Annotated in this window: 14 protein-coding genes; all 14 read right to left on the reverse strand. The window is 44.9% G+C overall.

Annotated elements, in window-relative coordinates; translation table 11 throughout:
* Nucleotides 1-172: 172 nt before the first annotated feature.
* The 14 genes from JL57_RS15825 to JL57_RS15885 all read right to left on the reverse strand — a co-directional run bounded on the left by JL57_RS15825 (nt 173) and on the right by JL57_RS15885 (nt 14,801).
* Complete coding sequence (locus JL57_RS15825; protein ID WP_034142983.1) at nt 173-2,230, reverse strand: hypothetical protein; 2,058 nt, start codon at nt 2,228-2,230, stop codon at nt 173-175.
* The gene (locus JL57_RS15830) at nt 2,223-2,702 is read right to left on the reverse strand and encodes a hypothetical protein (RefSeq protein ID WP_034142984.1); all 480 of its coding nucleotides are present in this window, start codon (nt 2,700-2,702) and stop codon (nt 2,223-2,225) included. Before JL57_RS15830 ends, JL57_RS15825 begins: the two co-directional genes overlap by 8 nt.
* 5 nt (nt 2,703-2,707) lie before the next feature.
* A complete protein-coding gene (locus tag JL57_RS15835; protein WP_034142985.1) occupies nt 2,708-3,667 on the reverse strand; it encodes a hypothetical protein in 960 nt (319 codons plus the stop codon).
* 7 nt (nt 3,668-3,674) lie between these two features.
* Nucleotides 3,675-3,875 carry a hypothetical protein gene (locus tag JL57_RS15840; RefSeq protein ID WP_034142986.1) on the reverse strand — a complete coding sequence of 67 codons (201 nt, stop codon included), beginning with the start codon at nt 3,873-3,875 and terminating at the stop codon, nt 3,675-3,677.
* Nucleotides 3,876-4,008: 133 nt separating this feature from the next.
* A complete protein-coding gene (locus JL57_RS34595; RefSeq protein WP_291300156.1) occupies nt 4,009-4,170 on the reverse strand; it encodes a DNA-binding protein in 162 nt (53 codons plus the stop codon).
* Nucleotides 4,171-4,390: 220 nt separating this feature from the next.
* Entirely contained in the window at nt 4,391-4,780 is a 390-nt protein-coding gene (locus tag JL57_RS15845) for a recombinase family protein (RefSeq protein WP_291300157.1), read from the reverse strand.
* A 31-nt stretch (nt 4,781-4,811) separates the two neighbouring features.
* Nucleotides 4,812-6,389 (reverse strand): recombinase family protein, encoded by a 1,578-nt coding sequence (locus tag JL57_RS15850; RefSeq protein ID WP_034142987.1) that lies wholly within the window; start codon nt 6,387-6,389, stop codon nt 4,812-4,814.
* A complete protein-coding gene (locus tag JL57_RS15855) occupies nt 6,389-8,083 on the reverse strand; it encodes a recombinase family protein (RefSeq protein WP_034142988.1) in 1,695 nt (564 codons plus the stop codon). The genes JL57_RS15850 and JL57_RS15855 overlap by 1 nt, the downstream gene beginning before the upstream one ends.
* On the reverse strand, nt 8,084-9,751 hold the full coding sequence (locus JL57_RS15860; RefSeq protein ID WP_034142989.1) for a recombinase family protein: 1,668 nt from the start codon (nt 9,749-9,751) through the stop codon (nt 8,084-8,086). It abuts the gene before it with no gap.
* A gap of 166 nt (nt 9,752-9,917) precedes the next feature.
* Nucleotides 9,918-10,175, reverse strand: a complete 258-nt coding sequence (locus JL57_RS15865; RefSeq protein WP_034142990.1) for a DUF6870 family protein — start codon at nt 10,173-10,175, stop codon at nt 9,918-9,920.
* A gap of 67 nt (nt 10,176-10,242) precedes the next feature.
* The gene (locus JL57_RS15870) at nt 10,243-10,683 is read right to left on the reverse strand and encodes a DUF6075 family protein (RefSeq protein ID WP_034142991.1); all 441 of its coding nucleotides are present in this window, start codon (nt 10,681-10,683) and stop codon (nt 10,243-10,245) included.
* Nucleotides 10,684-10,744: 61 nt separating this feature from the next.
* On the reverse strand, nt 10,745-11,155 hold the full coding sequence (locus tag JL57_RS15875) for an A24 family peptidase (protein ID WP_291300158.1): 411 nt from the start codon (nt 11,153-11,155) through the stop codon (nt 10,745-10,747).
* Nucleotides 11,155-14,319, reverse strand: coding sequence for a hypothetical protein (locus JL57_RS15880; RefSeq protein WP_034142993.1), 3,165 nt, complete (start codon nt 14,317-14,319; stop codon nt 11,155-11,157). Before JL57_RS15880 ends, JL57_RS15875 begins: the two co-directional genes overlap by 1 nt.
* Before the next feature lie 11 nt (nt 14,320-14,330).
* Nucleotides 14,331-14,801 (reverse strand): hypothetical protein, encoded by a 471-nt coding sequence (locus JL57_RS15885; protein ID WP_034142994.1) that lies wholly within the window; start codon nt 14,799-14,801, stop codon nt 14,331-14,333.
* Between the last annotated feature and the right edge of the window lie 20 nt (nt 14,802-14,821).

The raw sequence follows: 14,821 nt of genomic DNA on the forward strand, positions 1-14,821 counted from the left end.
AAAAGTTCCCTAAATATTCCTGTCAAAATTTGAATATCAGAAAGTAATAACAAGAATGTCAAGAACATTCTTGAAGTCGAAAGCGGACAAGCAAGATTGGCTGAAACAGCAGCCAGTTATCTTTATAGCATGCTTATCTAAGCATTACTTTCAATTATAAAATTAGCAATAGCTACGATTGATCATCAGCGTCATTTAAAGGAGGAACCTTGATTATTGGAGTAAATGCCTTTTCGTTTATTTTTATCATATTGTAACTTTTGGCATCCAAACTTTCGATCGCAATTCTCGTATCCGTATCCTTAATTGTTATTCCGATAATGACCTGTTTCCAACCCTCAACGTCAATTATTCCTTTGAAGAATGCCTTCATATTCGATATCACGATACTGTGCTGATCAGGCTCATCAAATATCAAGATGCCTGGATGATTTCCAAGATGAGTATTTGATGTTTGAAGCAAAGCCATCGTAAAGGCCCAAATAGCTCGAATATTATCACTAGCTGATGAATCAAATTTCATATCGAAATTATTGATTACAGGCAAATAAGTATCTCGTGAAATAGATATATCATCTATATTTGAGACACTTTTATATCCATATGTTCTAAGATCATTCTTGAAATTACTCTCAAAAGAACTTAACTTTTTCTTGTCTTCTAATGTAAATTTTTCTTTAGGAAGTTGCTCCTTCTGGTCTAAGTATTTTTTCCAACGTTTTGAAAGCTCCGTAAGTTTTTCCAGAGAATTATCAACTGTATTCTTGAATTTCTCTAATTCTTGTATCTCATTAGCTAATTTAAGTTTTTTATAGACAATAGATTCCGATAGTTCTTCGTCTACCGCATAAAGATCGCTTCTTAAAGAAAGAGCTAATCTTCTGAGGGTAAACAAACTCGCCTCAAAATAAGAAATTGAATTCTTTAATTCCTCTTTAGCTTTGGAATGACCGTTCAGTGCAAATTCAAACATTTCTTTCTGAGCAACTAGATGCTTTATATTTTCATCAATGCTCATTATATGAAATTCATTGGCCAAAGGTAAAAGTGTATCAGAAATGGCCTGATTGCAAACAGGGCAAATACCCTTTATTATTTCAGACCCGATGTCTGCTCCAAGGTTCTTTAGCCTTGCGGCGTCTTTATTATTAGCTATGTCAATCTTGATAGTATCTAAACTCTCTCTAAGGCTTTTTATACTTGCATCTTCCATGCTTAGCTTTCTTCTAGCTTCATTAACTTTGTTAGATATTAAATCGATTTGCTTCTCTGTTTCATCAAGCTCAACTTGCAGCTCATCAAAATTATCTACAATTTTAGGCTTTAGGGAAGAAAGACGACTCAATTCATCTCTCAGGTTTGAGATGTACGAGTTTATCTCTTGTCTATTAATGTACTCTATGGAAACCTTACCCCGTACAGCTTCTTCAAGAATTCGTGGTGAGCTGGGAAACCCTGAAATTATGCATTGCGCAGACCTGCTGTCAGCAATGAGAGCCTGTACGATATTATTCCAAGACTTTTCAATCTCATTTTTTTCATCTGTTAACCTTATCTTTGTCTTTTCATTTTCAATAGTATCTAGATTAAGTATGTACTCAACAGTGCGCTGCTTGGCCTCTTTTATCCCTAAATTAGGCATTCCTGAAAATATGTCTGCCCATCCACGCTTTTGTTCAATAAACATACTTGAAAAAAGCAGTTGTAAGTACAATTTGCTTTCCGAATCACTGTAATTATTAACGTAAGGTAATTCTAAACCCAAATACCGTTCTAAAAATGTGTGAAACCCCTTTTCTCGAATTGCAGAATTGGGCATATGTACATACATATCATCATAATCCACAGAACCTGTTTCCAGATCAGCAAGGCAGCCATAAAATACTGTAACTAGGCGCGAATCTCTATTTTCCATTTTTGCAGTACGATACAAGGTAATGATATCCGTTCCGTTATATACTTCCAAGTATACTTCAGATTCAAGGGTGTTAAAGGTCTTTGAGTTGTACTCAATGGAGTTCTTATACGCTGAAGTCAGAACCTTTTCGCCCCTGCCGCCTATTATCTCTTCAAAACCGAGAGCATAGTATATCCCCTCAATCACTGAACTCTTTCCACAAGTATTGTCGTCGCTGGCAATAAAATTAATGCCTTGCATGAAGGTATGGTCAAAGCCAAAATCTTGTTCCGCAGTGCGTATCGTAATTTTTAATCGATCAATTTTAAGCATTTGAATACCTCCACAAAGACATTATGTCCTTTATTTTAGCCTCTGTAAGTTTGTTTGAAAGCGTATAGAGTCGCTCTTTTTCTCGCGCCATCAAATCAGTATCTTTGTCAATTTCGCTAACGAATTTTTTGCCTTTGTCCGTCAAGCGATATAATCCATTTGCCTGTTGTGCAAACATACTGTCTGCCAATGCATAGTTCAAAGCTCTGTTTACTGCGGGATCGAATCGAATAGGCGTATATTCATGGGTTCTATCATTTGCGAAGTCGATTAGTATATTCATGTCACTTTCAAACGTTAATGCTAAAGAGATCATGTGCAGCTTCAGAATGGAGCATCCACCACGTCCACATGACTTTGCTAGAATTAAGCACAACTGCGCAACCTTATAACTTATTCGATAATTATAAGGTACTGCCTCAGGTCTATCAGTAAATAGAATTTTATCAACTGAGTCAAGCAACTTATCCATATAAATCACCCTCTTCTAAATTCCATTGGACAATCCGCTAACCACGCGCCAACCATATCATGTTTTAATTCCATTATCGATGATGTAGTAAAATACTTGTCAAATTCACGACTCAGTTTTTGCTCAAATTCGCCTAAAATCTCATTAAAGATACTCATGTTGAGTGAGCGATCTTGATTCATTTTTGTCCTTAAACTAACCTCATTTTTACATGCCCGCTCTAGCGTATAAATGTGCTCATATATTTCCGGAAAATCAGCCTGCAGCATCCGCAAAACCTCTATACCCTTAATATAATACGCGACATATGCTCCAACTACATCCTTAAAGTCTTCATCATCATCGTTCACTGGATTCATCACAGCTTTGATTTTCCGTTGTATGTTATGTACTTTTTCAGAAGGGCATTTATCCCAAGGTATAGTGTCAAAGCTTTTGACAACAACATTTAGCTTTGTATCCGTTATTGTCTCTCGTATAATCTTAGAAAACTCAACTTTGAAATCTTCTGCTACTTTAATCACAATCACAAAGTTGTCATCCAGATGATCATATTCTTTTGGTTTGCCAGATTTCCCTCGAAAAATTTCATTCCGCTTAGCTGTGGCATGTTGCAATAGTCGATTATCCTTATAGAAAGGAACCACATAATGCCACTGTTTTATTATGGGTACTCCAAGGTCTTTCAGTCTCTGTTTATAGGTTTGATCTACCAATTTGTTTATATCTTTTGTAAGTTTATCGCGCTGATGCTCATACAGCTCATCATCATTGTACTCACGCTCAGGGCAATAGCATTGATACACGATGCCTGTTTGGGTATAACCTTCGATACCAGCATCACCCCTGTATGTAGCAGGTATTTTTTGATAGTTATCACTTTGGTAACGTATGCGATAGCATGCATCGCACCATTCTTCCCAAGCATCTCCAGTAAGTGGAGTTTTAATAAAATTCAAAATCATGCTTTAGCTACCTCCAAATGCCTAAAGGAATTGAGTTTGTCAAATCCGGCTCATTTTGCAGACATTTTATATCAACTATCATTTCTGAACTGTCCGAGGTTAACTGAATTTTAGCCAGACTCAATTGATTGTAAATTTTCAACAGTACAGCTTCTTTATTTATAAAGAATAGCTTTTCGCCAATAAATAAACATTTTCTTTCACACACATTGATACCTCCTGTAGCTTGTCGTCGCACATGAAAATCATTAGAAGATTTTCATTTCTTCAAGCTTTGATCATTGTGGACCAAGACATATGGCTACAGAAAATTATATTCGTGTGTACCCTGTTCTTAGTTCTTAGTTGCATTTTGATTCAGGTTTTACAGCATCTTTTGGTATTGCCCAGGTGTTGTCAAAACGGATAGCACCTGAAATCTTATCTTGAGCACATAACACCTGCGCCCGGCCTGCGATGATTCCCCATTTTTCGGCTGCCTTTTTCACAATAATATAGTCCACAAAAACAACCTTCCGGAGGAAAATCCTGTATATTTTATTATATATCGAAAAATGAATAAAACAATGCATTCACCGAAAAAGCAAAATATCTCTCGGAAATTACAGATTAAAGTCACATATAAATTTGTAGGCAAAGCTTTTATGCAGAAAAGCTCCAACATAAGCGATAGAGCATGCTTATATTGGAGCTTTTCTACACAAATGTTCATTACTGAAATTCTTACACTGTCATCATGAAACCTATAATGTCATTAGCCGGTTTAAAATTCACCCCATTGTCGGCGGTAATCAGGTTCACTCCATAGTGGTTCATCCACTCCACACATTCCATGGTCTTATATACATCGCGTCCAATCCGGCAAATACTTTTTGCCAGCACTATGTCTATCTGCTTAGCTTCAACCACTTCCATAACCTCTTTTAAGCCTTTACGGTTAAAATCCAAGCCGCTTCCTTGTTCGGCAGTAATGCTAACGACCTCCCAACCTTGTTTCCTCGCATATTCTACCATCTGCTCCTGTTGAAACTTCAAAGCCATGTCATCCGGGTTAGCTACTCTGCAATATATCCAAACCCGATTGCCCTGTTTATTTATCTTATTTTTCATCATATCATCTTCTCCTTTATCCTGTATCCCGCTTTCATTGCGGGATACAGGTGTTGTTATAATCTTTAAAATTCCAAACAATCTCTATCGCCCCATTGTTGTAGACGCGAATGACTTGAATAAATTCCTCCAGCATTTCCCTGGTCAGCTCTTTTGCAGACGCAAACCTTTGACAGCTTTGCAGTTCAGTATCTTCCTGGGTTTGAAGGTTTTCCTGATTAACCGCCTTCTCCCAGCGGAGGATTGAAGCCTCCGCTGACGATATGCTTTCCGAATATTCCTCTTTTCGTTTCAGGTATTTGTCCTTCGGGATTTTCCCGTCGCAGAATTCCTCATAAGCCAGTATCTTAGCCAGCTTCCATTTGTCCAGCATGGCACGCTGTTCTTTGACCTGCTTTTGCAGCTTAGTGATGGCATCGCCGGCTTTTTTCAAACGGCCTTCTTTGGAAAGGATGCACTGGATAAGCCGGATTTGTGCGTCTATGGCCGACAGCAGTGTTTGCTTAAGTGTCTGCTCGGAGAGCTTTACCGTTTGGCATTGCTCGTTCTGAGCAGCCATTCCTGCTTCACAACGATAGAAATATTCCTTGCGAAGCAGGTTTCTTTGCAGGCTATGATTGCACTGAGCGCATTTCAGTTTCCCGTAAAAAATATGCTTCGGCTGATTTGTCCAGCCAGGTATGATTCTTGTTTTGGATTTAGACTGCACCTTTTGGAACATTTCCTCGGATACAATGGCCTCATGGGTGCCTGGCACGATTATCCACTCGCTTTTCGGCAGTGTCACGGTTTTTTTAAGGGAAATGTCCACCTTTGTCCGCTTGCGGCTGACCAGCTTTCCGGTGTATCGTTCATCGTATAGTATCCGCCTAATGGCCACCGACGTCCATACCGTCTGGTCTCCCGCGACCTTCCAGCCCCGGTCTTTGTCGGTATGGTTTTCCCTGCGGTACATCAGGGGAGAAGGAATCTTCTCCTTATTCAGAGTGATGGCAATCTGCATGAAAGAGATACCTTCATATGCCATATGAAAAATCCTTCTGACCACAGCGGCGGCAGGTTCGTCCACTACAAGGCTGTTTTTCTTCTCTTCTGACCTTGCATAGCCGTAAAAGGCAATGGCGCACAGGTATTCACCTTTTTTGAATTTCGCCTGCTGAACGCTGCGGATTTTCTCGGAGATATCCCGGCTGTAAAGCTCATAGATCAGCGTTTTAAACGCCACATCCATTCCAATAGAACTCCCGTTGCTCTTGATGCTGTCGTAATTTTCGTTCACCGCGATAAACCGGACACGGAGAAAAGGGAATATCTGATCCAGGTAGTCGCATACCTCAAGAAAATTTCTGCCGAAACGGGAAAAATCCTTAACAAGTATGCAGTGGATTTCCTTTCGTTTTACCCTGTCAAGAAGCCGCTTTATGGCAGGACGGTCAAAATTGGTGCCGGAAAATCCGTCGTCGCAAAATTCGAGGATCTCATCCTGCGCAAATTCCACATGGTCAGCAAGGTAGCTGTGGAGCAAATCCCTTTGGTTCTTGATGCTGTTGCTTTCGCCTTTGTTTTCATCCTCTGAGGAAAGGCGAATATAGAGGGCGACTTTTTTAGACATTACAGACACGCCCCCTCTTTATAAGGAAGGATTTTCTTATATTCGTCGCCGTAGTTCCATACGATTTCGATACTGTTGTAGTCAGATACCCAAATGCACCGGATCAGCTCCAAGGCCATTTCTCTTGTAATGGACGTTTTGTCCTTGTATTTTTGAAACGCCTGAATCCACTCGTTTTGAGGGGTCAGGGTTTTTTCGTAGTTCAGGCTTTCCCGTTCCAAAGCATTAAGCTCGGTTTGCAGACGTTCGATATCCTCATCGTAGCTTTTTTTAGAATACAAGTATTCATCCTCCGACAGCAGATGGTCTGTGTAGGATTCAAACAGCGAACCTTTCAGGAAGGTGATGCGTTTCAGCTTTCGACGCGTGACGCTGATTTTTTCTTCAACTTCTTTTTGCGACGTTTGAAAATCCTCCTGCCGGTTGAGCCTTTCCAGCATCCTTTCCATATCTATCGATAGGTCGATCTGGCTTTGAATGGCGGCATGTACCGATTCAAACAGCTTATCCTCCCGCACCGATTTATTGGTACAGATCAGGGAAAGGTTTTGGGCATACACCCGGCAGATAAAGCGGTAGCATACCGAGCCGGCCTTGGAAACATCCTTGTACCGAACCATTTTGGTTTTGCAGTCGTCACAGTAAAGAAGGCCCCTGAACACGTTTTCTTTATTGGAGATGGCTGCATATTTCCCGTTCAGGGAAACGCGCAGGCGGTTCTGCTCTTCTTTGATTTTTTGCACTTTGCTAAAGGTGTCCTCGTCAATGATCGGCTCATGGGTATCCCTTACAACGACCCAATCAGACTGCGCAATCATGGTGATCGGCTGCCCATCGTACAGGGATTTTCTGCTTTTCCCCTGCGCCATATGCCCCGCATACATCAAATTGGAGGTTATCAGCTTGATGCTCTGTCCCTGCCAGATGGCGCCGCTCCCGGTAGGTTCTTTCTTTAAAACACCCGATAGATAACGATATTTTGCCGGGGATGGCGCACCCATTTGGTTGAGCCTTCGGGCAATGATGTTGATTCCTAGGCCTTCCGCTTTCCAGAGGAATATCTGACGGGCTATGTGGGCCGTATTGGGGTCGGGCACCAGCCTGTGCTTGTCATCCTTGTCTTTCAGGTAGCCATAGGGAGGATAGGCCCCGATAAATTCGCCGTTTCTTTGCTTTACCGCTAACGCTGAACCGGATTTTTTGGAAATGTCCTTGGCATAAATATCGTTGATCAGGTTTTTCAGCGAAACGATAAGGTCGTTCCCGTTTTGACCGGTCAGGCTGTCGTAGCCGTCGTTCACGGCAATGAAGCGCACACCGAGAAACGGGAATATCTTTTCCATATAGTGGCCGGTTTCAATGTAATTCCTGCCGAGGCGGGACAGGTCCTTCACCACAATACAATCCACTTTTCCGGCTCTCACGTCGTCCATCAGCCGTTCAAATTCGGGGCGTTCAAAGTTGGTTCCGGTTCGTCCGTTATCGCAGTAAAGGGAGTATATACGCATGTCCGGCTGCCCATTAACATACTTTTGCAGCATATACTTCTGCATTTCGATGGAATCGCTGTCCTCTTTGCGGTTGTTGTCCTCAACCGAAAGACGCGCGTAAATCCCCGTGCTATAGACTTTTTCAGGCTGCTGCACAGGCATGGTGTCGGCGGCAATGGCGGATACTCTGCTTTTTCTCGCCATTTACATCGCCTCCCTTGTCGGCAGGAGCATGGGAATGGGCTGGATCCGGTTTACATTCCCGATGGTTTCCACCATCCGGTCAAAATCATACTGATACTTGAAGTGAATATCAACGCGCATCCCCTCATGGACCAGGATTTTGTCAATGAGTGTTACGACGATTACCCTTGTCAGCTCAGTAATGTCCCTGTACTGTTTAAACCGCTCGATCCATTGGCATTTGTCGCTCTGAAAACCCAGGATGGCGTCGATTTCCTTCTGGAGACGTGCTTCGGCGGCTAAGGCGTCCTTCCGTCTGCCTTCGTACATTTCTTTCATTTCCAGATACTCGGCCTTGCTGTGTATACCGCTGATCATGGATTCATACAGGCTTGCCTTAAGTAAATTGCAGCGTTCGATTTCTTCACGGTTTTTGACAAGCTGGGCGTCGATCTTTTTGACTTCGTTCTGCTGAAAGGGCAGGGTATTGATATAGTGCAGAATACGCTCTACATTGATGATGTTTTCAATATGGGTTTTCAGGGATTGGAATACAGCCTGTTCCACCGTTTTTTCTCTGATGCGATGGGCAGTACATTCTTTTGATGTCCGGTTGCTTCCGCACATATAATAGGTGTAGGTTTTCCCGTTTTGGCAAACGCCGTTGCGCACCATATTCCGGCGACAGTCCCCACAAAAAATCAGGCCGCTGAACAGATAGACCGTTTCCTCGGCGGGTGCGACCCGCGTATCCCGCAGGAGCAGGCGGTTGACTGCCCGAAAATCCTCCGGGGCAATGATGGCCTCGTGGCTGTTTTCCACCCGTATCCAATCTTCCTGGGGCTTTAGTATCTGGGTCCGGATTTTGTGGTTGGGGGTGCTCCGTTTGCCCTGCACCAGTGTTCCAATATAAAATTCATTGCGAAGGATGCGCCCCACCGAAACGGCAGTCCATTTAGCCTTGGGGTTGGTTTGAAATCCACTTTTGTAGTTCATCCCGCAGGAGCGTTTGTATTCCATAGGGGACAGTATCCCCATTTCATTGAGTCTGTCGGCTATACGCAGCTGGCTGATACCTTGCAGCTTCCATTTGAAAATATCCTGCACAACCGTAGAAGCATATTCATCCACCATCAGCCTGTGCCGGTCGTCCGGCGCCTTCAGGTATCCGTATACGGCAAAGGAGCCGATGAAATCGCCTTTTTTGCGTTTGATTTCAAGCTGGCTCCTGATTTTGACCGATATGTCGCGGCAATAGGCGTCGTTTACCAAATTCTTAAACGGGATGAGTATCTTGTCGGAGGACGACTTGCCGCAAAAGCTGTCATAGCCATCGTTGATGGCGATAAAACGCACACCGAGGAACGGGAATATCTGATCGATATACCGCCCGGCCTCCACAAAGTTCCTGCCGAAACGGGACAGGTCCTTGACGATGATGCAGTTGATTTTTCCTGCCCTTACTTCTTCCATCATTTTATGAAAGTCGGGACGTTCAAAATTCACACCGGAATAACCATCGTCCACCCGTTCCGAGCAAACACAAATATCCGGCATACCTTTCAGGTAATCCCGGATCAAATCTTTTTGGTTTACAATGCTGTCGCTCTCAACCTTGTCACCGTCCTCTTTGGAAAGGCGGACGTAGATCGCAGCATTGAAAATCTTATTGCCTGTTAAGTTTTCCATAATGGCAGCCTCCTGATTGTTGAAGTTCATCAGCAAAAACTTTCAACAACCGGGCGCCACCGATTTAAGTGCCTATTTATGCTTGATGATAGCATAAATCTAACCACGCGTCCAGATTGAATTCCAAAAGCTTTGCCATCAAATTGCAAATTTTCATTTCAGGCTCCTACAATGATTTTAAATAATGCTCCAGCCGGTCTTCCAATGTCGCAGTTGTTTCCGAAAAGCTTACCTTGACAATCGCCTTGCCGCATTTGTAGCAGTAAGGATTTTTGATTTGACGGATAAAGTCCCTGATCCTTTCGGATTGGGGCAGATTTTTGTCTATTTTCACAGCGCAGATATCCACCAGCGTAGCCGGATCAACCGTGCGTATATCAACATTTCGCATAGCTTCCAGATCAAGCTTCGATGCATTGTCCATTGCTTACCCCTTTCTTTTCAACGTAAAAGTCGTTCGTCTTTTCTATTGGCAATTTGGACATTAAGGCTTAGTACCTCTCCATTTCTTCGTCGTCTTCCTGTTCCAGTTCAGGAACCGCCTCCACCGCAGGAAGCAAATCCCGGACATGGCAGCCGGTACGTCTTAAAAAAATGGCTTGCAGCGCCATCTCAAAGTTTTCATCATCCAGCGTATTTATCAGTTCCGAAGGAGAAACCTCCATAGAACCGTTAAAAAGGTTGGCCGCCAGCTTGATGAGCTTTATTTCGCTGCTGGGAAAATCCTGGGCGGACAGCATTTTTTCAAAGTCGATGCCCTCCCCATTAATAAAGCGGCGGGTCTTTTTATACAGGTCGTTCTTAGTGGAGAGCAAAATATATAAGGCTGACAGGTAATAGTTGTCAGCCTTTCCGTCGGGATAAATCCGGTTTTTCTTCCGCAGGCAGTACAAAACATTCTGGCGGTGGGCTTCATCGTGAAAAAACGTCATAAACGATTCCTCCTTGAATGCCGCTATCGTCAACACCCATCATACTTTGAAAAACATTGTTTTATGAAAAACGGGAAAGACCGACATAGGCGAAAAAGCCGACGCACAAAAATACGGCCAGGGGTACGCTCTTTTGCTTTGTCGCTTTTGCGTAGATGCAGGCGGGAAGAAGCGCGAAAAAGAGGATGACTACAAGACCACACAGCCCGAAACTAAAGCCCATTGCCGCCGTCAGCTTGATATCGCCGCCTCCGACGCCGCCATATTTGACGGCAAAAAATAACAGGCTCACACCGGGCAGCAGAAACCCTAAAATCCTTTCAAGCAAGGGAATATACGGCGTATTAAAAAGAGAAGCGGATACACCGCCGATCAGAAGGACTGCAATCCATGTCCAATCGGGGATGATCCGCTTCCTATAATCCGATACTGCCGCCCACAGGATGGGAACGGCGCAAAGCAGCATATTCATCAACTCCCTGTAGTTACATCATCGGAATACATGCTGTCAACCACGAATATTTTAAGCTCCCCTCCGGTAATCCATTTGGACAGCGTTCCTCCAGGCGAATGCACGTCGGTGACAAGAAGCTGCACAATGTAGTCCTTGTTGTCAGGGAACCACACCGGCACGTACTGCTTCTTATATTTAAAGGGTGAGGTCGGGTTTTCCCTGAAGGTAAAATGGTTTGTACCGTCGGCCATTAAGGGAATGGCCGTTTCATAGCGGTACTGCGGCAGGTATACCTCCGCGGTCTGTGGCACAGTAATCAGCTCCGGCCTGTCATAATCGGTGTCCACGGTGGTCGTGACGTTGATTGAAAAGCCATAGCCCGACTTGAGATAGCCCTTTGCTTTCGTGTCGTAGTCCAGCGTGGCAGTGACTTTCAGCTCTGCGTAAAACTGCTGCCATACAAATTGACCGCTTTCATAGCGCTGCTCCCACCAGGTGACTTTCGGCTGGTCGCTTCTTTGTGGCGGCACCGGGATGGTTCTGCTTTCTTCCGGCTCATCATAGGTCACGTTTTTGATAACAGCCCGTTGGGTATAAGTATTGTTGTTGGTGGAGCTTTCATTGTTCAAAGTCCGGTCAGGGTTGATGGTGGCAATCAGGGTAATGTTTTTATCGGCCTGAACGCTCGGAGTATCCCATTTAACCGCCACAACGTTCCAGGTGTCTTGTTCCATAACAACGGCATCCACACGCTTCGACAAAGCAAGTTCGGGGATTTCCAACAGGACAATGACCTGTTTTCCGGGTGTAAAGTCCTGGCTTCCCTTGTTGGATACCTTGATGGTCGTAATGACCGTCTGCTGCTCCTTGTACTGGTCGGGCGTGATGCGCTGCACATCCAGGTCATAGGGACGTTCCAATACCATAATCTCCGCTGTAACCAGATTGTTGCCTGGGTTGGTATCCTTGTATTCGGCAGGCGGTATTATCTGCGCTGACAGATGGATAGTTGCCCCTTTTTCTCCCGCTGTGGCTTTAACAAGGAACACCTTTTTCTCATAGGCTTTAAAATCCGCCTGGGACGGCACAGTTAAAACCGTGCTGCCGTTGATGGAAGCGTTTAAGCTCACTCCTGACAGCGCTTTGTCCGTGGAATTGGCAAAATACACGGTAAAGCTGTATTCCTCCTGCTCATAGACCATAGGCGGACTGGAAAGGTTTGTCCATACGTCACACGGCATTTTCGCAGGCACCTCCGGGTCAGTTGGATTATCAGGATTGTCGGGCGGATTATCAGGGGTGACAGGACCGTCCGGTGGATTGTTAGGATTATCGGGATTGTCCGATGGGTTATCGGGGTTGTCGGGTGGATTGCCGGGGTCTGTCGGGTCGCCGAAGGATTTTGCCACCACCGTTATTTTTGAAACGGCGGTGTTGTTGACCGGGTTTTCATCCCGAAAGCCATCCGGCGCTCCAATATTGGCCCACAAGTTATATACTTCACCCTTGCTTCCCGCCGTAGCTGTGATAGTGAACGATTTTGTTTCCTGGGGTCTGAAGTCACAAGTTTTGAGAATTTGCATCAAAGCGGCCTCGTTGTTTGTCCCCTGCAATACTGCATTTTTCAGTTCCGTGCCGGATTGGTTGGTAAAGCTTACGGTAAAGCTGTAGCTCTCATGCTCATACACTGTAGGCGGCGTAAGAATACTTGCGGATAGATCGCACAGCTCTGGAGAGACGGGAGGGGTATCCTCCGGTGGGACGGGGTTATCGGGTTGCTGCGGGTTGTCTTTGGGTTCAGGGGTTTTTGAACGCTCCGGTGCAGGTTTCTCAACCACCCGGATGTCCGTCGTGGCCGTGTTGTTGGAAAGATTTTCATCGATGAAGCCCTCCGGCACACCGATATTGGCCCACAGGTGTATCACATCGGCAGAGGTGTCGGCCTTGTGCCGGATGGTGTAGGTTTTGCTCTCATTGGGTGAGAAGTCTTGCATTTCAGGAATTTCTTTCATCAGGTCGTCATCCACCTTGCCTTTGAGTGGTACGTCATAGGCCGGATGGATTCCACTGTTGGTAAAGGTCACGTTAAAGGAATAGCTGTCACCCCGGTACACTGTGGCAGGAGCGTTAATCACAACCGAAAGGTCGGCGGCATCCTGCTTTTTGAATTTAAAATAGAAGTCTGCTGCCGGAATTTTGTAGTTGATTGGTTGGGTAATGCTGGTTTGGGTCTTGCTTTCTCCGTCAGCATACCCGGCAGCCTCCGGGGTGTAATCCCATTCCAGCCCCAGGTAAATAAAATTGCGGGACAGGGGGATGTCCTCCTTTGAAAAGGTTACGGCGGTGGTCTGGTAAGGGTAGAGAACTTCCGGTACTCCCTTGTCCTGTGCCGACAGCTTTCCGTAAATCTCCTGCTTTTTTTCATCGCACCAAGCAGCTTCGATATCAAGCTTTACGGGGGCCTGATAGGAAATCGCCGTGTTTCTCATAGTTTCAAAGGCAATCAGGGCTTTGGGCGTCCAGCCGTAGCCGGTGGTGAGACGGTCAAAATTCTCGTCCGTGTCATAGGAGCCATAAATTTTGCCCGTTGTAAAATTGTGAATTTCCACCACCAGGCTGCCCTTTAGCGAATAGGTTTTACCGTCGCTCCTGCCGATCAGGCCGGCTATTCGCTCCTTTTCATCCTCGGCAACGGTATTTGCGTTTTCCAGCCGAATGCGCTGCGGCGTGGGAAAAGACTTTATCAGCTTGTCGCCCTCATAGATTTCCTGAATATTCATGGCTGTAGTGCGGTAACGGATGTCATAGACGGCCCTTACCTGAAACACCACATTAGCCGTAACAGTGAAGACGGCACCTTTGTCCGTTTTTGCGGTGATGGTGTACGCCCCGCAGTCGGCTTTATCTTCTATTGTTAAAATGCATGCTGACGAAGTCGCCTGGGTTTTACCCTTGTATGTTGCTTGAACATCCGTTATTGTACCCACCTTTGCGATGGTGTCGATTTTCACCTGGGCGGGAAATTGTTCCACGGCAACCACTCCGTTTTCGCTGGCCAGGCTGTCTACCGGAGCCGTTACCGTTATCTCTATGTCGCTGTCCGTCATGGCATAGGCATTTACCGACAGCAGCATAAAGCACAGCAACATAAAGGGCAGGGTAAATAATGCTTTTCGTTTCATTGGGACCCCCCTTAATCAATTCGGCTGTTGCTGCTGGATATGGTAAAGGGCAGCCGTATTTCTCCCGTTAAAAAGTTGAAGATGCTGCGGGTTCCAATCCAGCCCTCTATGGTAAGGCGAGGCGGGCTTTCCGCAGCCGAGAAGGTCCGTATTTTAAGCTGGTACACAAACCTGTTGTCGGAGTATTTGTTAAGCTCCTGGTCCAGCTTCATGTTTTGGTTAAAATAGTCGTACAGCTCCTGCTCTGCGATGGCGGTGTCCATTTTTGCGGTGTCATCCCTGCGGTATTCGTCCAGGATGGCATACTCCACCGCTGAATTTACCCCGCGCTGCAATTCATATTCCACCTGCTGGTACAGGCTTTCGAGCCGAAAATATTCGATGATGATGGCTGAAAGGGTCAGGATGACAAACACGATGATAAAAATGAAAAATAGGGTGTCCCCTTTTTGACTTTTTAGGATTCGCAGGGCTTTTGCCACACAAATACGCCTCCCTCCTG

This window comes from Desulfosporosinus sp. BICA1-9 (genome assembly GCF_000802135.1).